This is a genomic window from Streptomyces cyaneofuscatus, assembly GCF_033109485.1.
GTDB lineage: Bacteria > Actinomycetota > Actinomycetes > Streptomycetales > Streptomycetaceae > Streptomyces > Streptomyces cyaneofuscatus.
In genome coordinates, this window is sequence record NZ_CP137002.1 from 5,851,732 (window position 1) to 5,875,624 (window position 23,893).

At 70.3% G+C, this 23,893-nt stretch carries 24 protein-coding genes; 13 read left to right on the plus strand and 11 right to left on the minus strand.

Translation table 11 applies throughout. The features are described 5' to 3' along the window. Positions 1-136 precede the first annotated feature (136 nt). The 3 genes from R2B67_RS25615 to era all read left to right on the plus strand — a co-directional run bounded on the left by R2B67_RS25615 (position 137) and on the right by era (position 2,391). Positions 137-844, plus strand: coding sequence for a TRADD-N-associated membrane domain-containing protein (locus R2B67_RS25615; RefSeq protein WP_317821337.1), 708 nt, complete (start codon positions 137-139; stop codon positions 842-844). Positions 845-950: 106 nt separating this feature from the next. Continuing rightward, positions 951-1,331, plus strand: a complete 381-nt coding sequence (locus tag R2B67_RS25620; RefSeq protein WP_317821338.1) for a cytidine deaminase-like protein — start codon at positions 951-953, stop codon at positions 1,329-1,331. An 85-nt stretch (positions 1,332-1,416) separates the two neighbouring features. Further along, the gene (era, locus tag R2B67_RS25625; RefSeq protein WP_380945419.1) at positions 1,417-2,391 is read left to right on the plus strand and encodes a GTPase Era; all 975 of its coding nucleotides are present in this window, start codon (positions 1,417-1,419) and stop codon (positions 2,389-2,391) included. 23 nt (positions 2,392-2,414) lie between these two features. On the opposite strand, the gene R2B67_RS25630 is transcribed toward era, so the two are convergent. Beyond that, positions 2,415-2,696, minus strand: coding sequence for a protealysin inhibitor emfourin (locus R2B67_RS25630; RefSeq protein WP_018511558.1), 282 nt, complete (start codon positions 2,694-2,696; stop codon positions 2,415-2,417). Positions 2,697-2,790: 94 nt separating this feature from the next. Next, the gene (locus tag R2B67_RS25635; protein WP_317821340.1) at positions 2,791-3,870 is read right to left on the minus strand and encodes a M4 family metallopeptidase; all 1,080 of its coding nucleotides are present in this window, start codon (positions 3,868-3,870) and stop codon (positions 2,791-2,793) included. Between the two features lie 292 nt (positions 3,871-4,162). Here R2B67_RS25635 and leuA point away from each other — a divergent pair, with 292 nt between their 5' ends. The 4 genes from leuA (at position 4,163) to R2B67_RS25655 (ending at position 8,594) form a co-directional block, all read left to right on the plus strand. Beyond that, a complete protein-coding gene (gene leuA, locus R2B67_RS25640; RefSeq protein WP_018511560.1) occupies positions 4,163-5,959 on the plus strand; it encodes a 2-isopropylmalate synthase in 1,797 nt (598 codons plus the stop codon). Positions 5,960-6,164: 205 nt separating this feature from the next. After that, positions 6,165-6,869, plus strand: coding sequence for a TerB family tellurite resistance protein (locus R2B67_RS25645; protein ID WP_317821343.1), 705 nt, complete (start codon positions 6,165-6,167; stop codon positions 6,867-6,869). An 86-nt stretch (positions 6,870-6,955) separates the two neighbouring features. Further along, complete coding sequence (gene recO / locus R2B67_RS25650) at positions 6,956-7,702, plus strand: DNA repair protein RecO (RefSeq protein ID WP_026241394.1); 747 nt, start codon at positions 6,956-6,958, stop codon at positions 7,700-7,702. A 61-nt stretch (positions 7,703-7,763) separates the two neighbouring features. Further along, complete coding sequence (locus tag R2B67_RS25655; protein WP_109977627.1) at positions 7,764-8,594, plus strand: isoprenyl transferase; 831 nt, start codon at positions 7,764-7,766, stop codon at positions 8,592-8,594. 81 nt (positions 8,595-8,675) lie between these two features. Here the strand turns inward: R2B67_RS25655 and R2B67_RS25660 are convergent, their stop codons facing one another. From R2B67_RS25660 to R2B67_RS25675, 4 genes are all read right to left on the minus strand, one after another. Continuing rightward, positions 8,676-9,110, minus strand: a complete 435-nt coding sequence (locus R2B67_RS25660; RefSeq protein WP_018511564.1) for a Fur family transcriptional regulator — start codon at positions 9,108-9,110, stop codon at positions 8,676-8,678. Between the two features lie 65 nt (positions 9,111-9,175). Next, positions 9,176-10,075 carry a metal ABC transporter permease gene (locus tag R2B67_RS25665; RefSeq protein ID WP_317821344.1) on the minus strand — a complete coding sequence of 300 codons (900 nt, stop codon included), beginning with the start codon at positions 10,073-10,075 and terminating at the stop codon, positions 9,176-9,178. After that, positions 10,075-10,857, minus strand: coding sequence for a metal ABC transporter ATP-binding protein (locus R2B67_RS25670; protein WP_317821345.1), 783 nt, complete (start codon positions 10,855-10,857; stop codon positions 10,075-10,077). The genes R2B67_RS25665 and R2B67_RS25670 overlap by 1 nt, the downstream gene beginning before the upstream one ends. 29 nt (positions 10,858-10,886) lie before the next feature. Beyond that, positions 10,887-11,906 carry a metal ABC transporter substrate-binding protein gene (locus R2B67_RS25675; RefSeq protein ID WP_317821346.1) on the minus strand — a complete coding sequence of 340 codons (1,020 nt, stop codon included), beginning with the start codon at positions 11,904-11,906 and terminating at the stop codon, positions 10,887-10,889. Positions 11,907-12,083: 177 nt separating this feature from the next. On the opposite strand from R2B67_RS25675, the gene R2B67_RS25680 reads away from it, so the two are divergent. The 3 genes from R2B67_RS25680 (at position 12,084) to R2B67_RS25690 (ending at position 14,237) form a co-directional block, all read left to right on the plus strand. Further along, positions 12,084-13,466 carry a glycine--tRNA ligase gene (locus R2B67_RS25680; RefSeq protein WP_237325792.1) on the plus strand — a complete coding sequence of 461 codons (1,383 nt, stop codon included), beginning with the start codon at positions 12,084-12,086 and terminating at the stop codon, positions 13,464-13,466. 132 nt (positions 13,467-13,598) lie between these two features. After that, positions 13,599-13,802, plus strand: coding sequence for a hypothetical protein (locus R2B67_RS25685; RefSeq protein ID WP_161269031.1), 204 nt, complete (start codon positions 13,599-13,601; stop codon positions 13,800-13,802). Between the two features lie 177 nt (positions 13,803-13,979). Further along, entirely contained in the window at positions 13,980-14,237 is a 258-nt protein-coding gene (locus R2B67_RS25690) for a DUF6243 family protein (RefSeq protein ID WP_317821351.1), read from the plus strand. A 94-nt stretch (positions 14,238-14,331) separates the two neighbouring features. On the opposite strand, the gene R2B67_RS25695 is transcribed toward R2B67_RS25690, so the two are convergent. Then, positions 14,332-16,218, minus strand: a complete 1,887-nt coding sequence (locus R2B67_RS25695) for an FG-GAP-like repeat-containing protein (protein WP_317821352.1) — start codon at positions 16,216-16,218, stop codon at positions 14,332-14,334. 85 nt (positions 16,219-16,303) lie between these two features. Beyond that, complete coding sequence (locus R2B67_RS25700; RefSeq protein ID WP_026241395.1) at positions 16,304-17,035, minus strand: hypothetical protein; 732 nt, start codon at positions 17,033-17,035, stop codon at positions 16,304-16,306. Positions 17,036-17,457: 422 nt separating this feature from the next. Between R2B67_RS25700 and R2B67_RS25705 the strand changes: the two genes are divergently transcribed. Together R2B67_RS25705 and R2B67_RS25710 are read left to right on the plus strand one after the other, a co-directional pair. Further along, a complete protein-coding gene (locus R2B67_RS25705; protein WP_317821354.1) occupies positions 17,458-18,555 on the plus strand; it encodes a hypothetical protein in 1,098 nt (365 codons plus the stop codon). A 42-nt stretch (positions 18,556-18,597) separates the two neighbouring features. Next, positions 18,598-19,074, plus strand: coding sequence for a hypothetical protein (locus tag R2B67_RS25710; protein WP_317821355.1), 477 nt, complete (start codon positions 18,598-18,600; stop codon positions 19,072-19,074). A 66-nt stretch (positions 19,075-19,140) separates the two neighbouring features. Here the strand turns inward: R2B67_RS25710 and R2B67_RS25715 are convergent, their stop codons facing one another. Both R2B67_RS25715 and R2B67_RS25720 read right to left on the minus strand, forming a co-directional pair. Next, complete coding sequence (locus R2B67_RS25715) at positions 19,141-20,682, minus strand: NHL domain-containing protein (RefSeq protein ID WP_381073737.1); 1,542 nt, start codon at positions 20,680-20,682, stop codon at positions 19,141-19,143. Positions 20,683-20,888: 206 nt separating this feature from the next. After that, a complete protein-coding gene (locus R2B67_RS25720) occupies positions 20,889-21,353 on the minus strand; it encodes a MarR family winged helix-turn-helix transcriptional regulator (protein ID WP_317821357.1) in 465 nt (154 codons plus the stop codon). Positions 21,354-21,383: 30 nt separating this feature from the next. Between R2B67_RS25720 and R2B67_RS25725 the strand changes: the two genes are divergently transcribed. Next, a complete protein-coding gene (locus R2B67_RS25725; RefSeq protein ID WP_317821358.1) occupies positions 21,384-22,448 on the plus strand; it encodes a GNAT family N-acetyltransferase in 1,065 nt (354 codons plus the stop codon). Between the two features lie 232 nt (positions 22,449-22,680). Here the strand turns inward: R2B67_RS25725 and R2B67_RS25730 are convergent, their stop codons facing one another. Continuing rightward, complete coding sequence (locus R2B67_RS25730) at positions 22,681-23,634, minus strand: SDR family oxidoreductase (protein ID WP_317821360.1); 954 nt, start codon at positions 23,632-23,634, stop codon at positions 22,681-22,683. Positions 23,635-23,893: the final 259 nt, after the last annotated feature.

The window sequence follows — 23,893 nt, forward strand, 5'->3', positions numbered from 1 at the left end:
ACACGGGCCCGCTCCTCCCCCGTGGGGAGCGGGCCCGTCCACGTAACCCCACGCGGTCAGCCGCGCCGCACACTTCAGCAGGAGATTCACCGCGCCGTTCCAAGGATTCTGGGATGGTTGAGCCGTGGACCCGGCAATGATCGCGCTCATCTCGGCATCCCTCTCATCCCTTGTCGCCACTGGTGGCTCGCAGGCATACAGCACGTTGGTGAGCAAGGTGCTCAAACGGGACGTGGACACCGAGCGTGAACGTCTGCGCGCCGAGGTACTGGGTGAACCCACCGGCCCTGCGGACCCGTCAGCCACCGACGAGAAGAATGAGGAGGGGCCGCCCCTCAGCGCTGATCAGAATTTCGCGGCTCTGCTCATCGAGTACTACGCCTACGGGCTCACCCAGGCCCGTAGGAGTTTCATCGTCAGCCTGACGTGCTCGGTCGTGGGCGGACTTGTTCTGATCTCCGGCGTTGGCATGGCGATCTTCCGAGCTGAGAGTACCGGCGACCAGTACGCCGCCGTCACGGCCAGCGTGGCGGGTCTCGTGATGACCGTGATCGGCACCTTGTTCCACCGGCGTGCGGACCTGGCGCTGAAGCACATGGAGTCTCAGACCCAGTCGCTCCGGCAGGACATGAAGGTTGAACGGGACGCCGGTCAGGCGATCAGGCTCCTTGAGGACGTGGATGATCCGGCCCTTAAGGCTCATCTCCAGGCCGCGCTGATCCTCAAGTTCGCTGCCGCCAAACTCCCCGAGCTGACAGGTGTCTTGAAGACAGCCGAGCCCCTGTCGCCACCGAGCGTCAACGGGGCAGTCCCGCACCCGTCGTCGGAGACACCGGCCTTCTGACGTCCGTCGGGGAAACGGGAGACCAGGAGTCACGGGGGAACCGCCCCATGTACCCGGTGCCGGGGTGAGTGGATCAGCGCCGCCGGGTGCTTCGTATGCTCGTGCCATGACCGACAGCAGCGACAGCACTGACAGCACAGACACCGCCGCCCTCGACGCCGAGGACCGCAAGATCGTCACCCTGGCGCGCAGCGCCCGCGCCCGCAACGGGGTGGCCGAGGGCGCCGCCGTGCGCGACGAGACGGGACGTACGTATGTGGCGGGCACCGTGGCGCTGGAGTCGCTGAAGCTGAGCGCCCTGCAGACCGCCGTCGCCATGGCCGTCGCCAGCGGCGCCACCTCGCTGGAGGCCGCCGCCGTCGTCTCCGCCGCCGAGACCCCCGCCGACGAGGACCGCGCCGCCGTACGGGACCTGGGCGGACCGGAGACGCCGGTGTTCCTCGCGGGCCTGGACGGCACCCTGCGGCTGCGGGTCACGGCGGGCTGACGGGCCGGGCCCGCCCCTGATCGAGGCGGCCCTCCGGCGCGTCTCTACGGACCGCTGTACGGGAGTGCCGCCGCGATCGGGGAGAATGGTCGCCATGAGCGCTCGCCCGAACCAAGAATCCGCTGCCCCGCAAGCGGAGACCACCTCCCCCCACCGGGCCGGCTTCGCCTGCTTCGTGGGCCGCCCCAACGCCGGAAAGTCCACCCTGACGAACGCTCTGGTCGGTCAGAAGGTGGCGATCACCTCCAACCGCCCCCAGACCACCCGGCACACCGTGCGCGGCATCGTCCACCGCGAGGACGCGCAGCTGATCCTGGTCGACACCCCCGGCCTCCACAAGCCGCGCACGCTCCTCGGCGAGCGGCTGAACGATGTCGTACGGACCACCTGGGCCGAGGTCGACGTCATCGGCTTCTGCCTGCCCGCCGACCAGAAGCTCGGCCCCGGCGACAAGTACATCGTCAAGGAGCTCGCGGGGATCAAGAAGACCCCCAAGATCGCCATCATCACCAAGACCGACCTGGTCGAGTCGAAGGCGCTGGCCGAACAGCTCCTCGCCGTCTCCGCGCTCGCGGACGAGCTGGGCTTCGAGTGGGCCGAGATCATTCCGGTCTCGGCGGTCAAGGACCAGCAGGTCGGCCTGCTCGCCGACCTCATCGCCCCGCTGCTCCCTGAGAGCCCGCCGCTCTACCCGGAGGGCGACCTCACCGACGAGCCGGAGATGGTCATGGTCGCGGAGCTGATCCGCGAGGCCGCGCTGGAGGGCGTACGCGACGAGCTGCCGCACTCCATCGCCGTCGTGGTCGAGGAGATGCTGCCGCGCGAGAACCGTCCGGCGGACAAGCCGCTGCTGGACATCCACGCCAACGTCTACATCGAGCGCCCCAGCCAGAAGGGCATCATCATCGGCCCGAAGGGCCAGCGGCTGAAGGACGTCGGCACGAAGTCGCGCAAGCACATCGAGGCGCTGCTCGGCACGCCCGTCTTCCTCGACCTGCATGTGAAGGTCGCGAAGGACTGGCAGCGCGATCCGAAGCAGTTGCGGAAGCTCGGCTTCTGAGCCGCCCTACGGAGCGGCCGGTCTCACGCGCCCTCCTTCAGGACGCGTGAGACCAGCGTGCGCTGGGCCCCGGTCAGATCGGGGTCAGCGCAGTACACGGTGCGGTCCCCGACCGTGATCCGGTACCGGAATCCGTCCGGCACCCCGGACGGCGGCGCGTCCGGGGTGCCGGCCTCGGTGGCGGCGGCGAGGACCTCCTCGGCGAGCGACTCCCACTCCGCCGCGTCCTCCCGGCCCTCGGTGTCGACCTCATGGTGGCGGGAGATGCCGGCGAAGCCGCCGGTCCTGGTGACCTGAATACGCATGGGGTCCTGTCTAGCCGGGGCCGGGGGAACGCTCAAGGCCGCCTCACTCGGAGACGGTCACGCCCGCCTTGCTCGGTGAATGCTCAAGGCCGCCTCACTCCGCCGTCCGCACCCCCACCTCGGACCAGGCCTTCAGGACCGCCTCCTTCTCGCCGCGCTCCCCGAAGCGGGCGCCCGCCGCCGCGACCGTCAGCCGGGCGAACTCCTCGAAGTCCGCGGTGGCCGTCAGCTCGCCGCCGGTCAGCACGTCGAACCAGATCTGCCCGGCCCGCTCCCAGGCGTTGCCGCCCAGGGCGGAGGCCAGGAGGTAGAAGGCGCGGTTGGGGATGCCGGAGTTGATGTGGACCCCGCCGTTGTCCTCCTCCGTCTCGACGTAGTCCTCCATCGACGCGGGCTGCGGGTCCTTGCCGAGCACATCGTCGTCGTACGCCGTTCCCGGAGCCTTCATCGAGCGCAGGGCGTCCCCGCTGACCCGGGGTGCCAGCAGTCCGGCGCCGATCAGCCAGTCGGCCTGCTCGGCGCTCTGGCCCAGCGAGAACTGCTTGACCAGCGAGCCGAAGACGTCGGAGACCGACTCGTTGAGCGCGCCCGACTGGCCCTCGTAGCGCAGGTTGGCGGTGTACTGGGTGAGGCCGTGGGCCAGTTCGTGGGCGATGACGTCGATGGCGTACGTGAAGTCGAGGAAGATCTCCCCGTCACCGTCGCCGAAGACCATCTGCTCGCCGTCGAAGAACGCGTTGTTGTACTCGTGGCCGTAGTGGACGGAGCCGATGAGGGGCAGGCCCTTGCCGTCGATCGAACTGCGTCCGTAGGCGGAGAGCAGCAGTTCGAAGGTGGCGCCGAGGCCGGCGTACGCGCGGTTGACGCTGGCGTCCGAGGTGGGCTTGTCGCCCTCGTCGCGGACCTTGGTGCCCGGCAGGGATGTGCCGTTCTCGCAGTCGTACAGGGTGCGGTGGGGCTTGGCGGGGACCGCGCCCGCCGTGGGGGTGGCGGGCGCGGCGGCGAGGGCCGTCAGGCGACGGCGATCACGGCGGAGGGCGTCGGCCTCCAGGGTGCGGCGGGCCGGATCGGCGAGCCGGGCGTCGCCTGAGTGCGACAGCTTGTCGAGGACGTGGGGCGGCACGATGGTGCAGAAGACGGGGTGGAGCCCGTCATCGTTGGTTCGAGGCTGCATGAAATGACTGTGGCACTCCGTCACCGCCCTGTCACTGGTTGCGATGATGATTGACGAAATGGAGTGATGAGTCACCGTTTCCCCCTCATCGATGCCCGGTCCCGCATACTGATACGGACCGACACCCCGGGCCACCCTCGGCTAGGCTCGTCGCATCATGCGTTTCGGGCTGCTTCTCCTTAGCTGCCGCGGCGAGGGCCTGTAGTCGTAGGCCGACCCCCTCCCCGCGGAGTCTGGTGCTGCAGCGACACCGTCGGCCGACCCCACGTCGGACCCCGAGGAGCCCTACGCCATGACCACGCCCGTGAACCCCGCCGGTGCTGTGAACCCCGCCGAGAACGCTGTCGGCCGCCCCACCCCCGTCACCAACGCGACGCAGCTCCAGAAGCCGTCCGGGATGCCGGTCGACAAGTACCGCGGTTACGAGGCCGTGGACATCGCCGACCGCACCTGGCCGGACAACCGGATCACCGTGGCGCCCCGCTGGCTGTCCACCGATCTGCGCGACGGCAACCAGGCGCTGATCGACCCGATGAGCCCCGCCCGCAAGCGCGAGATGTTCGACCTGCTCGTACGCATGGGCTACAAGGAGATCGAGGTCGGCTTCCCGTCCTCCGGAGAGACCGACTTCGCCTTCGTCCGCTCCATCATCGAAGAGGGCGCGATCCCCGAGGACGTGACGATCTCCGTCCTGACGCAGGCCCGCGAGGAGCTGATCGAGCGGACCGTCGAGTCGCTGGTCGGCGCGCGCCGGGCCACCGTCCACCTGTACAACGCCACCGCCCCCACCTTCCGCCGCGTGGTCTTCCGGGGCTCGAAGGAGCAGGTCAAGCAGATCGCGGTGGACGGTACGCGGCTGGTGATGGAGTACGCGGAGAAGATCCTGGGCCCGGAGACGATCTTCGGCTACCAGTACAGCCCGGAGATCTTCACCGACACCGAGCTGGACTTCGCCCTGGAGGTCTGCGAGGCGGTCTGTGACGTCTGGCAGCCCGAGGAGGGCCGCGAGATCATCCTGAACCTGCCCGCCACCGTGGAGCGTTCCACGCCCTCCACCCACGCGGACCGCTTCGAGTGGATGTCGCGCAACCTGTCCCGCCGGGAGTTCGTCTGCCTGTCGGTCCACCCGCACAACGACCGGGGTACGGCGGTGGCGGCGGCCGAGCTGGCCATCATGGCCGGGGCCGACCGCATCGAGGGCTGCCTGTTCGGCCAGGGCGAGCGGACCGGCAACGTCGACCTGGTCACCCTGGGCATGAACCTGTTCTCGCAGGGCGTGGACCCGCAGATCGACTTCTCGCAGATCGACGAGATCCGCCGCACCAGCGAGTACTGCAACCAGATGGAGATCCACCCGCGCCACCCGTACGCGGGCGACCTGGTCTACACCGCCTTCTCCGGCTCCCACCAGGACGCCATCAAGAAGGGGTTCGACGCGATGGAGAAGGACGCGGCGGCCCAGGGGAAGACGGTCGACGAGATCGAGTGGGCGGTGCCGTACCTGCCGATCGACCCGAAGGACGTCGGCCGCTCCTACGAGGCCGTCATCCGGGTCAACTCGCAGTCCGGCAAGGGCGGTATCGCGTACGTCCTGAAGAACGACCACAAACTGGACCTGCCGCGCCGGATGCAGATCGAGTTCTCCCGGATCATTCAGGCCAAGACCGACGCCGAGGGCGGCGAGGTCACCCCGACGCAGATCTGGTCCACCTTCCAGGACGAGTACCTGCCGAACGCCGACAACGCCTGGGGGCGCATCCAGCTGCGTTCCGGCCAGACCACCACCGACACCGACGGCACGGACACCCTGACCGTCGAGGCCACCGTGGACGGCGCGGACACCGTGCTGACCGGATCGGGCAACGGACCGATCTCCGCGTTCTTCGAAGCGCTGCAGGCCATCGGCATCGACGCCCGGCTGCTGGACTACACCGAGCACACGATGAGCGAGGGCGCCAGCGCCCAGGCCGCCTCGTACATCGAGTGCGCGATCGACGGCAAGGTGCTGTGGGGCATCGGCATCGACGCCAACACCACCCGCGCCTCGCTCAAGGCGGTCGTCTCCGCGGTCAACCGCGCCTCCCGCTGACCCGGCCGGACGCCCCCTCGTACGGACGTCCGCTTTGACCCCGTACGTCAGCAGTCCCAGAACCCCGACCGCCCGCTCCGGGCGGTCGGGGTTCGGCCATATCCGAGGGTTGTGACCTCCGGGCTACTGACGCCACCTCACGCATGTGGCTAACATCACGTCCAACACACGGCAATGTTGCCGGAGCGTTACGGAGGTGTGCGACGTGCGGTCAGCCAAAGGACAACGCGCTCTGAGGCCGGTCCTCTGCGGCATCCGCACGGTCTGGGACGCCGTCGGTGACGGCGCCTTCTTCTGCCCCGGCTGCGGCGGCGACCGCAACTACCGCCGCCTGACCGGCCGCCGCCGGCTCACCGTCCTCGGCATCCCGCTGGCCGGGCGGGGCGAGACCGGGCCCGTCGTGGAGTGCGCCGCCTGCCGCGCCCGCTTCGCCCCTGACGCCCTGGACCACCCGACCACCACCCAGTTCTCCTCGATGCTCCGGGAGGCCGTCCACACGGTCACCCTGGCCGTCCTCGCGGCCGGCGGGACCACCTCCCGTACGGTCCTGGACACCGCCGTCGGGGTCGTCCGGGACGCCGGGCTCGACGACTGCACCCAGGAGCAGCTGTACACCGTGGTGGAGGTGCTCGCCGCCGACACCGGGTACGGCGGCCGGTCCGACCCGGCGGCCGACGCGTGCGGCGCCGCCCTCGCCATCGAGCTCCACGAGGTGCTGGCCCCGCTCGCCCCGCACCTGGCCACCGCCGGCCGGGAGTCGGTCCTCCTCCAGGGCGCCAGGATCGCGCTCGCCGACGGGGCCTACAGCCCGGCCGAGCGCGAGGTCCTGACGACGGTGGGCGGCGCCCTGAAGCTCCCGGCCGACGACACCGCCCGCCTGCTCGCCGCAGCCGCTCGCACGCCCTCCTAGGGCTCCCCAGGGCCTCCCAGGGCTTTCTGGAGGCGCACAGGCGCACAGGCGTACGGCCCCGCCCGGCTGTGCGCGACAATGGTCCCATGAGCTTGTTCCGGGACGACGGCGTCGTGCTGCGTACGCAGAAACTGGGCGAGGCCGACCGGATCATCACGATCCTGACCCGGGGCCACGGCCGGGTCCGCGCTGTCGCCCGGGGGGTGCGCCGCACCAAGTCCAAGTTCGGCGCCCGCCTGGAACCCTTCTCCCACGTCGACGTGCAGTTCTTCGCCCGGGGCAGCGAGCTGATCGGCCGCGGGCTGCCGCTCTGCACCCAGAGCGAGACCATCGCCCCGTACGGCGGCGGGATCGTCGCCGACTACGCCCGCTACACGGCCGGCACCGCGATGCTGGAGACCGCCGAGCGGTTCACCGACCACGAGGGCGAACCCGCCGTCCAGCAGTATCTGCTCCTCGTCGGCGGCCTGCGCACCCTCGCCCGCGGCGAGCACGCACCGCACCTGATCCTGGACGCGTTCCTGCTGCGCTCGCTCGCGGTCAACGGGTACGCGCCGAGCTTCGAGGACTGCGCCAAGTGCGGGATGCCGGGCCCCAACCGGTTCTTCTCCGTCGCGGCGGGGGGCGTCATATGCGGTGACTGCCGGGTCCCCGGGAGCGTCGTACCCTCGGCACAGGCACTCGAACTGCTGAGCGCGCTGCTCAGCGGCGACTGGGCGACGGCGGACGCCTGCGAGGCACGCCATGTCAGGGAGGGGAGCGGGCTGGTGTCCGCCTATCTGCACTGGCATCTGGAGCGCGGCCTGCGCTCGCTGCGGTACGTCGAGAAGTGACGCGGGCCCCTAGAGAGCGACGCGTTGTGTGAAGAAGTGACACAGGGAGACTGAGAACCTCATGGCAGTACGCGGGATCCTCGGCGGCCGTAACCGGCGCACGTACAAGACCCCCGAGCCGCACCCCTCGGGCGCGACGCCTCCGAAGATCCCCGGCGAGCTGGTGCCCCAGCACGTCGCCGTCGTGATGGACGGCAACGGCCGCTGGGCCAAGGAGCGGGGCCTGCCCCGCACCGAGGGCCACAAGGTCGGTGAGGGCGTCGTCATGGACGTCCTCAAGGGGTGCATCGAGATGGGCGTCAAGAACCTCTCGCTCTACGCCTTCTCCACGGAGAACTGGAAGCGCTCGCCGGACGAGGTGAAGTTCCTGATGAACTTCAACCGCGACGTGATCCGCCGCCGCCGCGACGAGATGGACGAGCTCGGCATCCGGATCCGCTGGGTGGGCCGCATGCCCAAGCTGTGGAAGTCCGTCGTCCAGGAGCTCCAGGTCGCCCAGGAGCAGACGAAGGACAACGACAAGATGACGCTGTACTTCTGCGTCAACTACGGCGGCCGCGCCGAGATCGCGGACGCCGCGCAGGCCATCGCCCGGGACGTGGCGGCCGGGAAGCTCGACCCGTCGAAGGTCAACGAGAAGACGTTCCAGAAGTACATCTACTACCCGGACATGCCGGACGTGGACCTCTTCGTGCGCCCCAGCGGCGAGCAGCGCACCTCGAACTACCTGATCTGGCAGAGCGCGTACGCCGAGATGGTCTTCCAGGACGTTCTCTGGCCGGATTTCGACCGTCGGGACCTGTGGCGGGCCTGCCTGGAGTACGCGCAGCGCGACCGCCGCTTCGGCGGGGCGCAGGAGGCGGCCGAGGCCGCGGAGGCCGCCAAGAAGTGACGTAGGACGGCCGCCAAGAAGTGACGTAGGGCGTAAGAAGGGCCCCTGTACGCGTACAGGGGCCCCTTTACGTTCGCGCGGTTACTTCTTGGCGGCGGCGCACTCCGCACACGTGCCGAAGATCTCGACGGTGTGCGCGACGTTCACATAGCCGTGCTGGGCGGCGATCATCTCGGCCCACTGTTCGACGGCGGGCCCTTCGACCTCGACCGCCTTGCCGCAGAGCCGGCAGACCAGGTGGTGGTGATGGTCACCGGTCGAGCACCGCCGGTAGACGGCCTCACCCTCGGTGGTGCGCAGGACGTCGACCTCGCCCGCGTCGGCGAGGGACTGAAGGGTCCGGTAGACCGTGGTCAGGCCCACGGAGTCGCCGCGGTGCTTGAGGACGTCGTGCAGCTCCTGGGCGCTACGGAACTCGTCGACCTCGTCGAGGGCCGCCGCCACCGCCGCCCGCTGCCGGGTGGACCGGCCGCGTACCGGCGCTGCGTTCGTGCCACTGATCGGCGCCGTGGCCACAGGTGCCTCCTCGTGTCGCCCGTACATGTGTCGGGCCATTGTGCCAGCCCGACCGGACGCCGCACTCAAACGCGCAGGTCGTCCGTTCCCCGGCGGGCCGCCGGTACCTCCAGAGTGCACTCCGCACCCTTCGCCTCGCTCGCCCGGGCCCGGCGCCGGGCGAGCGGAGCCGCGAGCGCGGTCAGCGCGACGAACACCGCGATGGCCAGCAGCACGATCGTCGCGCCCGGCGGGACGTCCTGGTAGTACGAGGTCACGGTGCCGGCCAGGGTCACCCCTGTGCCGATCACCACGGAGAGCACGAACGTCACCTTGAACGACTTGGTGATCTGCTGGGCGGCCGCCACCGGCACCACCATCAGCGCGCTGACCAGCAGCAGCCCGACGACCCGCATCGCGACGGTCACCGTCACGGCGGCCGTGACCGCGACCAGCAGGTTCAGCACCCGCACCGGCAGCCCGGTGACCCGGGCGAACTCCTCGTCCTGGCTGACGGCGAACAGCTGCCGCCGCAGCCCGACCGTGACCAGCACCACGAAGGCCGCCAGCACGCAGATCGCGATGACGTCGGACTCGGAGACGGTGGAGAGCGAGCCGAAGAGGTACGAGGTCAGATTGGCGTTGGAGCCGGTGTCGGAGAGGTTGATCAGCATGACGCCGCCCGCCATGCCCCCGTAGAAGAGCATCGCCAGGGCGAGGTCGCCGCGCGTGTGCCCGTACCAGCGGATCAGCTCCATGACGACCGCACCGGCCACGGCGACGGCGGTGGCCATCCAGACGGGGCTGGTGGAGAGCAGGAAGCCGAGGCCGACGCCGGTCATCGCGATGTGGCCGATGCCGTCGCCCATGAGGGCCTGGCGGCGCTGGACCAGGTAGATGCCGATGGCGGGCGCGGTGATGCCGACCAGGACGGCCGCGATGAGCGCCCGCTGCATGAAGGGGGGGTTGAGGAATTCGAGGAACATCAGGTCAGCAGTCCCGTCCGTACGGGCTCGGCGGCCGCGTGGGGGTGTACGTGGTCGTGGCCGGGCAGCGCGTGCTGGCCGAGCGCCTCCGGCGGCGGCCCGTCGTGCGTCACACAGCCGTCGCGCAGGACCACGGCCCGGTCGATCAGCGGCTCCAGCGGGCCCAGCTCGTGGAGCACGAGGAGCACGGAGGTGTTCAGGGCCACCTGCTCGCGCAGGGTCGCCGCCAGGATCTCCTGGCTCGCCAGGTCCACCCCGGCCATCGGCTCGTCCATGATCAGCAGCTCCGGCTCGGCGGCCAGGGCGCGGGCGATCAGGACCCGCTGGTGCTGCCCGCCCGACAGGGCGCTCACGGAGTCCTTGGCGCGGTCGGACAGGCCCACCAGCTCGATGGCCCGGTCCACGGCCGCCCGGTCCGCCTTCCCGGGCCACCGCAGCTTCGTACGGGCCAGCCGGCCCGAGGCGACGACCTCGCGGATCGTGGCGGGGACCCCGCCGGCGGCCGTGGTGCGCTGGGGCACGTAGCCGATCCGGCCCCACTGGCGGAAGCGCCGCAGCTCGGTGCCGAACAGCTCGACGGTGCCGCCGGTCAGCGGGACCTGGCCGATGGCGGACCGTACGGCGGTGGACTTGCCGGAACCGTTGGCGCCGAGCAGGGCGACGACCTCGCCGCGGTGCACGGTGAGGTCCACCCCGCGCAGCACGGGGCGCGCGCCGAGGGTGGCCGTGGCGCCGCGCAGGCTGACGACGGCCTCGCGGGTGCTGTTCTCACGCTCCGGCATGAGCGCCTCCGATCGGGATGTGGTGCGGGTCACTTCGCGCCGAGTGCTTTCTGCAGCGCGGTGAGGTTGGACTCCATGACCTCGATGTAGTCAGCGCCCTGGGACTTCTTCGTGATTCCCTCCAGCGGGTCCAGGACGCCGGTCTTGAGGCCGGTGTCCTTCGCGAGGGTCTTCGCGGTCTTGTCGCTGGCGAGCGTCTCGAAGAAGACGGTGGTGGCCTTCTCCTTCTCCGCGATGGTGTGCAGCTCCTGGATGCGGGCCGGGGTCGGCTCGGCCTCGGGGTCGATGCCCGCGATGCCCTGCTGGGTCAGCCCGTAGCGCTCGGCGAGGTAGCCGAAGGCGGAGTGGGTGGTGATGAAGGTCTTGGTGGCGGTGTTCTTCAGCCCGGTCTCGTACGCCGTGTTCAGCTTGTTCAGCTCGCCGACCAGGGCCTCGGTGTTCTTCTTGTAGTCCGCGGCGTGGTCGGGGTCGGCCTTCTCCAGGGACTTGCCGACACCCTTGGCGACCTCGGCGTACTTCACCGGGTCCAGCCAGATGTGCGGGTCGGCGCCGCCCTCCTCGCCGTGGTTGTGGCCGTCGCCCTCGGAGTGCTCCTCGTGGGCTTCCTCGCCCTCGTGACCGTGCTCTTCTTCGCCCTCGTGCCCGTGGTCGTGGCCGCTGACCTCGGCTCCGTGGTTCTCCAGCGTGGTGAGGGTCGCGGCGTCGACGGTGTTCTGCACACCGGACTGCTGGATCGCGTCGTCCACGGCGGGCTGGATGCCCTTGAGGTAGAGCACGTAGTCGGACTCGCTGATGGAGCCGATCTGGCGGGGGGTGAGCTCCAGGTCGTGCGGCTCGACGCCCGGCTTGGTGAGGCTGGTGACGGCGACGTGCTCGCCGCCGATCCGCTCGGCGAGGAACTGCATCGGGTAGAACGACGCGGTCACCTTCAGCTTGTCGCCGTTGCCCCCGTCCGCTGCGTCGGAGGTGGAGCAGGCCGAGAGAGCGGTCAGACCGAGGACGACTGCTCCGGCGACGGCGGTGGTGGGTATGAGGCGGCGTACGTTCATGACAGTCATTTTCAACAAAACTGGAAACGATTGTCAACAAGGTGGATGAGATGCCCGGAAGGTCACATAGCGGGGAGGCCGAAGATCGCCGGACCGCTTACCGATTTGATCCCAGGGGTGCGCCCGCCGGTAATCTGAAGCATTCGCCGTTCGTCATCGTCGTATGAAGAGAGCACCGTGGCCGCCGACAAGATCGACACCATCGTCAGCCTGAGCAAGCGCCGTGGCTTCGTCTACCCCTCCAGTGAGATCTACGGTGGTCAGCGCGCCGCCTGGGACTACGGGCCGCTGGGCGTCGAGATGAAGGAGAACCTGAAGCGCCAGTGGTGGCGCTACATGGTCACTTCGCGCGAGGACGTGGTCGGTCTCGACTCGTCGGTCATCCTGGCCCCGGACGTCTGGGTCGCCTCGGGTCACGTCGCCACCTTCTCGGACCCGCTGACCGAGTGCACCTCCTGTCACAAGCGCTACCGCGCCGACCACCTGGAGGAGGCGTACGAGGAGAAGCACGGCAAGCCGCCGGTCAACGGCCTCGCCGACCTCAACTGCCCCAACTGCGGCAACAAGGGGACCTTCACGGAGCCCAAGGAGTTCTCGGGCCTGCTCTCCACCCACCTCGGCCCCACCCAGGACTCCGGCTCGGTCGCCTACCTGCGCCCCGAGACCGCCCAGGGCATCTTCACCAACTTCGGCCAGGTGCAGCAGACCTCCCGCAAGAAGCCGCCGTTCGGTATCGCGCAGGTCGGCAAGTCCTTCCGGAACGAGATCACTCCGGGCAACTTCATCTTCCGGACCCGTGAGTTCGAGCAGATGGAGATGGAGTTCTTCGTCAAGCCGGGCGAGGACGAGGAGTGGCAGCAGTACTGGATGGACCAGCGCTGGAACTGGTACACGGACCTCGGCATGCGCGAGGAGAACATGCGCTGGTTCGAGCACCCGCAGGAGAAGCTCTCCCACTACTCCAAGCGCACCGCGGACATCGAGTACCGCTTCCGCTTCGGCGGCAGCGAGTGGGGCGAGCTGGAGGGCGTCGCCAACCGCACCGACTACGACCTCAAGGCGCACTCCAAGGCCTCCGGCACCGACCTCCAGTACTACGACCAGGAGGCCGGCGAGCGCTACACGCCGTACGTCATCGAGCCCGCGGCCGGTGTCGGCCGCGCGATGCTGGCGTTCCTGCTCGACGCCTACACCGAGGACGAGGCGCCCAACGCCAAGGGCGTCATGGAGAAGCGCACCGTCATGCGCCTCGACCCGCGCCTGGCGCCGGTCAAGGTCGCGGTCCTGCCGCTCTCCCGCAACCCGCAGCTCTCGCCGAAGGCCAAGGGCCTGGCGACGGACCTGCGCAAGAACTGGAACATCGAGTTCGACGACGCCGGCGCCATCGGCCGCCGCTACCGCCGCCAGGACGAGATCGGCACCCCGTTCTGCGTGACCGTCGACTTCGACACCCTGGACGACAACGCGGTGACCGTGCGCGAGCGCGACACGATGAAGCAGGAGCGCGTCTCCCTGGACCAGATCCAGGCGTACCTCGGCGCCCGGCTGATCGGCTGCTGACAACTCCCGTACGTGCGCCCGTAGGCGCGTGAGGCCCCCGGTTCCGGGTACGGAACCGGGGGCTTCGCCGTATCGGTCCACTCGGCCCGCTCGGTCCACCGGAGCCCCCGCCGCCGTCCCGGGAGGTACGCGATGCCGTCGATCACCAGCAGCAAGGTCACCAGATGGGACCAGCACGGCCGTGAACACGTCGTGCGGGTGAGGAAGTCGGGCATGTCACGCGAGCTGACGTGCTCCACCTGCGGCTGGCGCCGCTCGGCGCAGTTCCTGCCCTGGCTGAAGGCCCAGGAGCACCTGACCGAGGCCCACCAGGCGACGGTCGACCCGACGGCCTGAAAATCTGGTGCGGGGTGCTCCGGGCGCGGGGTACCGTTTCGGCATGTCTTCGTTCTTCCAGATCTACGAGTGAGAGCGCGGCGGGTGAGTCCAGCCCCCGCCGCCACGGGGACCGGCGCGACCGGCCCCTTCGACCTTTCCTGACTCACTTCTCATCACCACGAATGGGAGAACGCCGTGGCCAAGAGCCGCAACAACCTCCTCGGCGTCGGAGGACAGCGCAAGAAGCTGTCCCGCGCCGAACAGCAGGGCGCGGGTTCCGCGCGAGGGGCCGACCGCAAGGTGGCCGAGGACAAGAAGCAGGAGCTCGTACGGAAGATGCGCGAGCGCGCCGAGGCACAGGCGGCCGCCACCGCCGCCGAGCCGGGCGAGCAGTCCGGGCAGTCCGGGCAGTCCGGGCAGTCCGAGCAGGACATGCCGCCCGCGCAGAGCTGACGCACCCACGCACCGGGGCCCGTTCCGTACGGCGTACGTACGGAACGGGCCCCTTCGCGTACGCCGGTGAGCGCCCCGGCACACCGCCACGCGGCTACTGGGTCCTGAAGCGCCGGAAGAGGTTGCGGGCCACGTACACTCCCGGCCCGCCGAAGCCGACGATGTCTACGCGGCCGTCGCCGGTGATGTCGGCCAGGAAGCGAGGGTGGCGATCCACCCGCCAGGCGCCCGCCTCCTCGCCGTATCCGAAGCCCCGGCACACCAACTGCGCCTGTTCGAAACGGCCTTCGCCCACCGCGTGCGCCACCCAGACCCCCTCGTCGCCGAAGCCGACGATGTCCGGGGTGCCGTCCCCGGTCACGTCCGCGAGGAGGCGGAGATGCTTCCCGCCCGTCCATCCCTGGGCGCGCCCGAAGTCGTTCAGGACGAGCCGCGCGGGCTCGAAGGTGCCGTCGCCGCGGCCGTGGGAGACGACGACGCCCTGCGGGCCGAACCCGACCATGTACGCCGCGCGGCCCTCGGCGGCGCCGACCACGAACCGGGGGTACCCGTCGGCCGAGCGCCACCCCTGCTCGAACCCGAACTCGTCGAGTACGTACAGCGGTTCGGCGTACGTGCCGTCCTCGGCCTGGAGGGAGACCCAGACGCCGTCGTCGTGGCAGCCGACGATGTCGACCCGGCCGTCCCCGGTGGTGTCGGCCAGGAAGCGCGGGTGGCGGGCGACGAGCCATCCGCCGGCCTCCTCGCCGTGCCCGAAGGCCCGGACAGCCGGTTCGCCGGGGAGCGGCGCGAAGGTTCCGTCCTCGGCCTGGAGGGAGATCCACACGCCGTCGTCGTGGCAGCCGACGATGTCGACCCGGCCGTCGCCCGTGGTGTCGGCCAGGAAACGGGGGTGCTTGTCGGCCAGCCACTCACCGGCCTGCTTGCCGTGCCCGAACGCCTTGACGGCCAGGTCGCCGCCCGCGGGCGCGAACGCCCCGTCCTCGCCCCGGGCGGAGATCCGGACCCCGCCGGTGCACAGGACCACCAGATCGGGCCTGCCGGTGCCCGCCAGGTCCACGAAGGACCACAGGTCCGCCGCGTTCGGGGCGGTCGCCCCCTGGTGCAGCGGCTGCTCGTCGTCGAACGTCCCGTCGCCCCGCCCGACCGACGTCACGGCGCCCTTGGTGGGCCTGACGGCCACGATGTCGGCGTGGGCCGAGCCCGCCGTGTCGGCCAGCAGCCGCGCTCCGGACCCGGCCCAGGTGCCGGGCCCTCCGCCGGGCGAGGGGGTGAGCACGTCGGTCTTCCAGCCGCCCGCCTCCGGAGCACTTCCGTACGCTTCGAGGACCAGCAGCGGGTCGCTGAAGGAGGGGGCCGCGCCGGGTACGGGCCGCAGCGCGGCCGAGCGGCCCAGCCGCCAGGACTGCCGGCTGTTCCAGTGGCTCAGGGGCGCCCAGCGCAGGACGAGGTCGCTGGTGCGCTCGGGCTCGGCCGGGACGAACCGCCACCGCTGGCTCGCCGCGCCGTCGTCGTACGGGTTCAGGGTGATCCGGATCTCGTCCGGGCCTTTCCACCCGTCCTCCGGGTCGTCCGGCTCCGCCACTTCCTCCAGGTCGAGAACGGTGCCGTCGGCCACGCCCTCGATGAAGTAGAGACCCGCCTCGCCCTCGACGGGGACGACGTGCCACTGCTGGCCCTTCTTCCCGGCGGCCGCGTCCCATTGGCGGACCCCGCGGTCCGCGGCGGCGGGGTTGTCCAGCACCTTCCCGCCGGCCGCGTTGCGGATCACGTACGCCGGGTCGTCCTGCGCCGGCGTCACGGGAGTGAGCTGCCACAGGTCCGGGCGCGGGCCGTCGGCCCCGGCTCCGGCGTCGGCTCCGGCGGGGAAGTCGCGGACGACGAGGGTCCCGTCCGCGCTCGGCGCCGCCTTGGCGCCGAGTCTCCTCCCGGTGGCGGCGTTGACGATCTCCAGCTTCAGTTCTTCCGTGGGCACGGGCATCGTGGTGCCTCTTCCAGGCGGTGCGGACGCGGACGTTGACTCGGGAGTGGGCGGCGAGGGCCGCGGTGGCGGTGGTGGGCGCGGATCACGTGAAGACGTGGTGGTACGGGACGTTCCACTCGTTGGGCAGGCGCGGGTAGAACGTGTTGATGACCGTCCCGGTGAAGTCCCCGCCCCAGTTGTAGGTGAGGCGTGCCTCGCCGTTGGCCGTCACCGCGTGGTCCTTGAAGCCGAGGATCGCGTCGGGGTGGGTGATCGGCACGAAGGTGATCCCGCCCCAGGGGGTGACCGTGACGACCCAGAGCTGGGTGTCCTCGGGGGTGCCGTTCCTGCCGCGCCACTTCTCGCCGACCTTGCCGGGCAGGCCGACCTGGAGGGTGTCGGCGCCGCTCTGGGGGGCTTCCTGGTGGACGGTGATCCGTCGGCGCTGCGGCTTCGGTACGCCGTCGTCGCCGCGCCCGGCGTCGATCGGGGGCTGGGCCGTGCCCGGGGCGGGGGGCGGGGTCGAGACCTGGCCGGCGGCGCTCTCGATGAAGTACAGCGGCCGCTGCCCGAAGAAGCCGCCGGGGGTGATGTACCAGAGGTGGCCCTTCGCCTCCTTGGTGGCCGGATCGAGCGCGGTGGACAGCTGGACGCCCTTGTCGTGGCTCTGCTCCTTCAGCTCGGCAGGCCGCAGATAACCGCCGTTGAAGGCGTGGACCAGCATGACCGGCCGGGTTTCGAGCAGCGCCGCCACGATCGCGTTGTCATAGCTGTTCACCGCCACCGGGCCGCCGACCACCAAATTCGACATCGCCGTGCGTTCTTGGGTGTACATCGCGGAAACCTCACCTGTTCTGGAGATGGAGTCTGGAGATGGAGAACAACGTGTCGGGCACTCAGTGCAGTGGTTTATCACGCCCCCTGGTCGAGGCCGCAATGGACTCCGGTGAGAACGGCACGAAAAGCGAATGAATGACCGAGGCAAATGCACCTATAGCCGACAACGTTCGAGGTCGGAGGGGGTGGGGGTAAGAATGACGCAAACTGGTCGCTCGGGCGATCGAGGAGGGCTCAGAGTTTTCGTGAACCCTCTTTTCAGGACAGCGGCCGGAACGGAGCTCCCTCGATCGGGTGCGATGCGCGGGGATGCATTACGGAGAAATTGAGGCGCGTGCTAGCTTCGAATTCCGGGACATGCGCAGCCGCTTGTTTCCGCTTTCGCCTAGCGCGATCCGGCCAGACAGTCGAGGACGGGGAATGCCTTCCACCGCGTACAACCTGGTACCAGCCAAGCGCCAGCCGCTGACGAAGAAGAACCTGCGGGAACTGAACATCGAACAGACCTGGCAGTCCATCCTGGGCCACCCCAATCTGGTCTACGTCGACAACTACGGCGCCCAGCACAAGCCCGTCGGGTTCTCCCTCAACAAGTCGAGCTTCGGCTCCTTCCCCGGGTCCGCGCACCAACTGGGCTGGCTGGCCTACATGACCCTCGGGGAGCCGCTCATCGAGGAGCGGAGCAACATCGTCCAGCCCCCGCCGGACACGTTCTCCTCGCGCGCCTACGTCAACCGCAGTCAGACGTCGGAGATGTCGTTCACCGACTCCGTCGACTTCACCGTGTCGAACGGGGTCACCTGGTCGCTCCACGGGGACGCCAAGCTCACCTTCGGCGGCAGCGTCGGGGCCTCGCTCCAACTGCAACTCCAGAACCAGCTCCGGCTGGACCTCCAGTCGCAGCTCCAGGCGCAGTGCCAGAACGAGGTGGCGAACCGCAACACCGACACCGTGACCAACAAGAACAGCAAGGACAGCGTCGGCGTCGACAAGGCCCACGCCACCGAGACGTCCAACCGGAACGCCTCGTCGAACACCTCCACCAACACCGTGACGAACTCGGTGGGGTTCACGACGACCGGCAGCGCCACCGGGAACGCCTCGCTCAACGCCCAGTTGGCGCTGGGCATCGCGGCCACCGTCGGCGGCTCCTTGACCACCAGCTGGGCGTCGAAATCGCAGATCTCCGGCAAGGTCGAGCCCGGCTCCCGGGTGAAGACCCTGGTCACCCAGCGACGCGTCCGCAGGCTGTACACCTACGAGATCCCGGTGACCTTCTCCGGGCTGATCGCGGTGCAGTACGCGGTGCCGGTGACGGTCCTCTCGCCACCGCAGTCCTCCGCCTACCCGGGCCTGGCACCGGTCGTCGCCCGCGACATCGGTGACATCGACCTGGCGGCCGGCGGCTTCCGCATGATGGGCACGGCCGAGGTCGTCTCCGCGCTGGACGTCCATCACGCGATGTTCGACGGCGAGGACCTGAGCGACAGTCAGCAGACGCTGTACAAGAACCCGTGACCGGGCGGTGACACCGCCACACGACAACCAGGGGTGACGACCATGGTGTTCGACAACATCTTCGGCTCGGCGGGCAGGAGCGCGGGCCTCTTCTCCGTGACCACGAACGGCACCAGACCGCAGCCGGGTGCGGGCGTCGACTTCGAGGACGCCGACGACGACACGTACGACGACACGACCGCCAGCCTGTTCACCAACGGGATCCACGGCTCCACCTCACGCGCCAAGGTCGTGCAGGAGCAGTCGCCCGAGGCCCGGATCATCCTGGGCTTCCTCGGCTCCTTCGTCCAGGCCACCCAGGAATCGGCCGGGGCCCAGGCCCAGTACGCCCAGGACCCCGGCTCGGTCTCCTCGGCGGCCGCGGCCGGCATGCAGGAGGCGAGCGGGACGGTGGAGCAGCACAGCGGCCTCCAGAAGGACGAGGACCTGGAAGACAGGCCGAAGAAGCGCGACTTCGCGAAGCCGCCGAAGACCCCGGAGACCCCGAAGGCCGAGAAGCCGGAGGCGGAGGGCTCGTAAGGACTCGGAGGACGAAGGAGCGGAGGGGCGGAGGCGCAAGGCGCCTCCGCCCCTCCGCTCCCGGTCTCACGCGGGAAGCAACTGCCACTGCCGCTCGCGGTGGTCGCCCTCGGCGTTGTGCTGCCTGACCGCCGCGCGGGCGTTGGTGCCGACCCGCAGGAGCAGACCGCTGTTGCGGTTGGCGATCTCGAAGACCTGCTGCGCATCGCCGGCGGCGCCCACCGGGATCAGCCGCCACTGCTGGTGATGCGCGTCCGCGCCTTCGTACGCGCGCTGCGCCACCACGGCCCCGTCGCATTGGTGGGCCCCGCGGACCTCCAGGACCTTGCCACTGCGCACGTTCTCGAACGTGTACAGGATGTCGCCGTCCTCCTGACCGGCCGGGACCAGCCGCCACCGCTGGTGGTCGCGGGGAGCGGCGAGCGCCTGGCGGATCTCGGCCCCGTCGGCGGTGGACTCGCGCAGGACGCCCATCCGCAGCTTGCTCCGGACGTTGGCCCAGGAGGCGACGGTGCCGGAGTCGGGCATGCCGGCCATCCTCGGGGAGGCGATCTTCCGGATGCGGTGGTTGACGTGATCCACGATGTAAAGGGCGTCCACGCAGTCGACGGCGAGCCCGTACGGCTGGTTGAGCTGCGCGGCGGAGGCCGGGCCACCGTCACCGCCGTAGCCCGCGCCCTTCGTACCGGCGACGGTGCTGATCTGCCCGTCCGGCGTGACCTTGCGGACCCGGTGGTTCTCGAAGTCGGAGATGTACAGGTTGCCCGTGCTGTCCCGGGCGAGTCCGTAGGGCCGGTTCAGCTTGGCGGAGGTGGCCGGGCCGCCGTCACCGCCGAAGCCTGCCGAGCCGTTGCCCGCCACCGTGGTGATCTGCCCGTCCGGGGTGATCTTCCGGACCCGGTGGTTGCTCGCGTCGGCGATGTAGAGAGCGCCTGCGTCGTCCAGCACCAGCGAGTACGGGGCCCGCAGATGGGCCGAGACCGCAGGGCCGTCGTCACCGCCGTACGCCGCCTTCCCGGTCCCCGCGATGGTGTTGATCGTCCCGTCGGGGGTGACCTTCCGGATCCGGTCGTTGCCCCACTCCGCGATGTAGAGGGCACCGGAGTCGTCCACGGCCACCCCGAAGGGCTTGTTCAGCCGGGCCGAGGTGGCCGGGCCACCGTCGCCGCTGTGGCCTGCGGACCCGCTCCCCGCGACCGTGGTGATCTGCCCGTCCGGGGTGACCTTGCGGACCCGGTGGTTCTCGGCGTCGGCGATGTAGAGAGCGCCGGCCCGGTCCACCGCCAGCTCGCGCGGGCAGTTCAGCCGGGCCGAGGTGGCCGGGCCGTTGTCGCCGCCGTAGCCCGCGGTGCCGTTGCCCGCGACGGTCCTGACCTTCCCGTCGGTCGTGATCTTCCGGACCCGGTGGTTGCTGTAGTCGGAGAAGTAGAGGGTGCCGACGCTGTCGATCGCGATGCCGTAAGGATGCTTCAGGTGAGCCGTCACGGCGGGCTCGTTCTCCCCCTTGAACCCGGCGGCCCCGGTCCCCGCGACCGTACTGATCGGAGGGTCGGCGTCCTCGCCGTCGGTGGCTCCCGCGGCTCCCGCGCTGGCAGTGCTCATCGTCATCCCTTCGCCTCACCGCTCACCGGCCCGCCTGCTACGGACGGTTGTGGCTCGACTCCAGCAAGTCACAGGGGAGTTGTCGTTGGCAAGATCACTCCCGGGTGGTCCGCGCGGCGTACGTTGACAAGCGTGGCGAGTCGGCCACGTGCGCGGCCGATACGCGTCGACCGGTATGGACCGGCGCCCTGCCCCGTCTCCCGGGCAACGGTTCAGGGTGCCGCCGCCAGCTTCCGTGCGATCGCGCCGAGGGCCGCGAGCTCCTCCGGGTCGAGGCGGTCGATCAAGTGGCGGCGCACGGAGGCGACATGGAGCGGTGCGGCCCCGCGCAGGGTGTCCCAGCCGGTCGGGGTCAGCGCGAGGAGGCAGCCTCGGCCGTCGCTGGGATCGGGCGCGCGCCGGATCAGCTCGCGCGTCTCCATGCGGGAGGCGTGCCGGGACAGGCGGCTGCGCGACCAGCCCATCTTGGCGGCCTGTTCGTGCAGCGTGCTGGTGCCGTCCGGCCGCTCGGACAGCGTGCTGAGCACCTCGTAGTCCGGCTCGGAGAGGCCGAGCGCGGCCAGGTCGTGCGCGGTGCCGACCTGGACCGCGGTGACCATGCGGTGGTACGCGCGCCAGGCGCGCTCCTCGTCGTCGGAGAGCCAGTTGACCGGGGGCTCCGCCCCATTCGTTGACATGTAATCAATCTACCGGCTAATTTCGTTTCCATGACAACGAAACGGCTGCGCATCCTCGTCCTGATCTGCACCACCCGTCCCAACGCCCTCGGCCCCGCCGTCGGCCGGTGGCTGATCGACACGCTGGCACCCGAAGCCGAGCGGCTCGGCGCGGACCTCGTACCGCTGGCCATCGGCGATCTGGGCCTGCCGTTCCTGGACGAGGAGGAGCACCCGTCGACCGGCGTCCACCACCACGACCACACCCGCCGCTGGAGCCGGATCGTGGCCGAGGCGGACGGCTTCGTCTTCGTGACGCCGGAGTACAACTACGGCATGCCGGCCACGCTCAAGAACGCGCTCGACTACCTGAGCCCCGAGTGGGCCTGGAAGCCGGTCGGCTTCGTCAGTTACGGCCACACCTCGGCCGGCACCCGCGCGGTCCAGCACGCCAAGCAGGTGGTGACCACCTTGCGTCTGGTTCCGCTCGGCGCGACCGTCGCCCTGCGGATCGCGGACGCGCTGCGGGACGGCCGCCTGGAGCCCGAGGCGCGCCACGCGGACGCGGCCCAGGGCCTGTTGGCGGAGCTGGTCCGGGCGGCGCGCGCCCTGGCCCCGATGCGCGAGCGCGAGCACGCGGCCTCCGTCGAGGGCCCGCTGCCGGGTTCGTACGCACGCCGGCTCGGCCCGGACGACGCCGCGGAGGTGACCGTGCTCCAGCGCTGCTGCTGGATGGAGGAGGCCCTCGCCAACGACACGCTGGCCATCCCCGCGCTCCACGAATCACCGGCCGACGTGCGCGCCTGGCTGGCCGACTGGGACGCCACGGGCCTCTGGCGGGACGGCCGGCTGCTCGGCATGGTCCGCACCCGCCGCATCGCCACCGACCTGCACGTCGGACGGCTCGCCGTCGCTCCCGACCTGCGCGGCCTCGGCGTGGGCCGCTGGCTGCTGAGCCGGGCCGAGTCCACGGCTGAGGAAGGCGACCGCATCGTCCTGTCCACCGGTGCCGCCAGCCACCGCAACATCGCTCTCTACGAGCGACAGGGATACGTCGTGCTGCCCGGCACCTGGGAAGAGGGCGTCGTGGACCTGGTCAAGCCGGCAGCGGCCTGAACGACGATGTACGACGGAGGAGAAGCAGTGGAACAGGTGGACTGAATCGACATCCCGGCCGGGCTGGTGCGTTGCGGCACGCCCGCCGACGAGCTGGCGGCCGTGGCCCGGCGCTACGCGGACACCCACGTACCGGAGGCCTGGTACCGGAAGGAGGCCCCGCGTACGGAAATCCACGTACCGGCCCGCCGTGTAGCCGAGCCGCCCGGGCCCCTACCGGCCGCCCGGGCCTCTATCGGCCGGCCAGGTCGGTGAACCGTACGCCGGTCAGCTCCTCCGAGACCTCCCAGACCCGACGGGCCTCGTCGATGCCGGTGAGCCGGGAGTAGAGCTTCTGCTCGGCGGGCGGGCCACCCATGTGACCGGGGCCCTTGGGCCCGTAGAAGGCGCCGCCCCGGGAGTGGGGCGCGGTCCCCGCGTACAGGGCGGGCAGTTGGGCGCTCTCCACCGTGCCGACCAAAATGCCGCGCGCGGACAGGAACCGGATCAGCCGCACGCCCAGGGTGTCCTTGGCCCGGCCCAGCTCAGGCCGGGCGGCGAGCAGGCTGGTGGGCGCGATGCCCGGGTGGGACAGGTTGCTGGTGATGCCCCAGCCCTCGGCCCGGCTGCGGCGGTCGAGTTCGAGGCCGAACAGCCCGAAGGCGATCTTCGACTGGCTGTAGGCCTTCATGCCGTTGTACGAGCGGTCCCAGTTCAGGTCGTCCCAGTTGATCGCGTTCTGGTTGGCGGAGACGCTGATCTGCGAGGTCACCCGGGCCTGCCCGGCCCGCAGGAGGGGTAGCAGGCGGCCGACGAGGGCGAAGTGGCCGAGGTGGTTGGTGCCGAACTGTGTCTCGAAGCCGTCGGCGGTGGTCTGCCGGTCGGGCGGAGTCATGACGCCCGCGTTGTTGACCAGCAGGTGGATGGGCCGGCCCTCGCCGGCCAGGGAGTCGCCGAGCGCGGCGACCGATTCCAGCGAGGACAGGTCGAGCGGGCGCAGCGACACCCGGGCGCCGGGAGCCTGCCGCCGGATCGCGGCGAGCACCTTCTCGCCCTTGCCCTGGTTGCGGACGGGCAGGACGACCTCGGCACCGGCGGCGGCGAGGCGGGCCGCGATACCGAGCCCGATGCCGTCGCTGCCGCCGGTGACGACGGCGCGCTTGCCGGAGAGGTCGGGGAGGGTGAGGTCGGGGGTCGTGCGGGCCATGGGGGTCACTCCTCGTGGGGTCCGTGAGGCGGGGTCGCTTCCACGGTGACGCCGTCGCCGCGGCCTATCCAGGGCCCGCCGATCCGCTGATCGGCGGCCCGCTGTTCGACCGGCGAGGCGACGTTACGTTCCGGGTGAGGCCGGACTCCGGGGACGCGCCCGGCCGTATGGGGGGATCGACGATCCGTGGTTGGGACAGCCGCCGGACGCTACAAAGGAGGTGGGGGCGGACGACCGGGGGCGGGGGCGGACGACCGGG

Excerpts from the sequence above, each read along its gene's own strand:
- R2B67_RS25615 (WP_317821337.1), top strand. The coding sequence starts at position 137 with ATGATCGCGCTCATCTCGGCATCCCTCTCATCCCTTGTCGCCACTGGT.
- R2B67_RS25620 (WP_317821338.1), top strand. The coding sequence starts at position 951 with ATGACCGACAGCAGCGACAGCACTGACAGCACAGACACCGCCGCCCTC.
- era (WP_380945419.1), top strand. The coding sequence starts at position 1,417 with ATGGTCGCCATGAGCGCTCGCCCGAACCAAGAATCCGCTGCCCCGCAA.
- R2B67_RS25630 (WP_018511558.1), bottom strand. The coding sequence starts at position 2,696 with ATGCGTATTCAGGTCACCAGGACCGGCGGCTTCGCCGGCATCTCCCGC.
- R2B67_RS25635 (WP_317821340.1), bottom strand. The coding sequence starts at position 3,870 with ATGCAGCCTCGAACCAACGATGACGGGCTCCACCCCGTCTTCTGCACC.
- leuA (WP_018511560.1), top strand. The coding sequence starts at position 4,163 with ATGACCACGCCCGTGAACCCCGCCGGTGCTGTGAACCCCGCCGAGAAC.
- recO (WP_026241394.1), top strand. The coding sequence starts at position 6,956 with ATGAGCTTGTTCCGGGACGACGGCGTCGTGCTGCGTACGCAGAAACTG.
- R2B67_RS25655 (WP_109977627.1), top strand. The coding sequence starts at position 7,764 with ATGGCAGTACGCGGGATCCTCGGCGGCCGTAACCGGCGCACGTACAAG.
- R2B67_RS25665 (WP_317821344.1), bottom strand. The coding sequence starts at position 10,075 with ATGTTCCTCGAATTCCTCAACCCCCCCTTCATGCAGCGGGCGCTCATC.
- R2B67_RS25670 (WP_317821345.1), bottom strand. The coding sequence starts at position 10,857 with ATGCCGGAGCGTGAGAACAGCACCCGCGAGGCCGTCGTCAGCCTGCGC.
- R2B67_RS25675 (WP_317821346.1), bottom strand. The coding sequence starts at position 11,906 with ATGAACGTACGCCGCCTCATACCCACCACCGCCGTCGCCGGAGCAGTC.
- R2B67_RS25685 (WP_161269031.1), top strand. The coding sequence starts at position 13,599 with ATGCCGTCGATCACCAGCAGCAAGGTCACCAGATGGGACCAGCACGGC.
- R2B67_RS25695 (WP_317821352.1), bottom strand. The coding sequence starts at position 16,218 with ATGCCCGTGCCCACGGAAGAACTGAAGCTGGAGATCGTCAACGCCGCC.
- R2B67_RS25700 (WP_026241395.1), bottom strand. The coding sequence starts at position 17,035 with ATGTACACCCAAGAACGCACGGCGATGTCGAATTTGGTGGTCGGCGGC.
- R2B67_RS25705 (WP_317821354.1), top strand. The coding sequence starts at position 17,458 with ATGCCTTCCACCGCGTACAACCTGGTACCAGCCAAGCGCCAGCCGCTG.
- R2B67_RS25710 (WP_317821355.1), top strand. The coding sequence starts at position 18,598 with ATGGTGTTCGACAACATCTTCGGCTCGGCGGGCAGGAGCGCGGGCCTC.
- R2B67_RS25715 (WP_381073737.1), bottom strand. The coding sequence starts at position 20,682 with ATGACGATGAGCACTGCCAGCGCGGGAGCCGCGGGAGCCACCGACGGC.
- R2B67_RS25720 (WP_317821357.1), bottom strand. The coding sequence starts at position 21,353 with ATGTCAACGAATGGGGCGGAGCCCCCGGTCAACTGGCTCTCCGACGAC.
- R2B67_RS25725 (WP_317821358.1), top strand. The coding sequence starts at position 21,384 with ATGACAACGAAACGGCTGCGCATCCTCGTCCTGATCTGCACCACCCGT.
- R2B67_RS25730 (WP_317821360.1), bottom strand. The coding sequence starts at position 23,634 with ATGGCCCGCACGACCCCCGACCTCACCCTCCCCGACCTCTCCGGCAAG.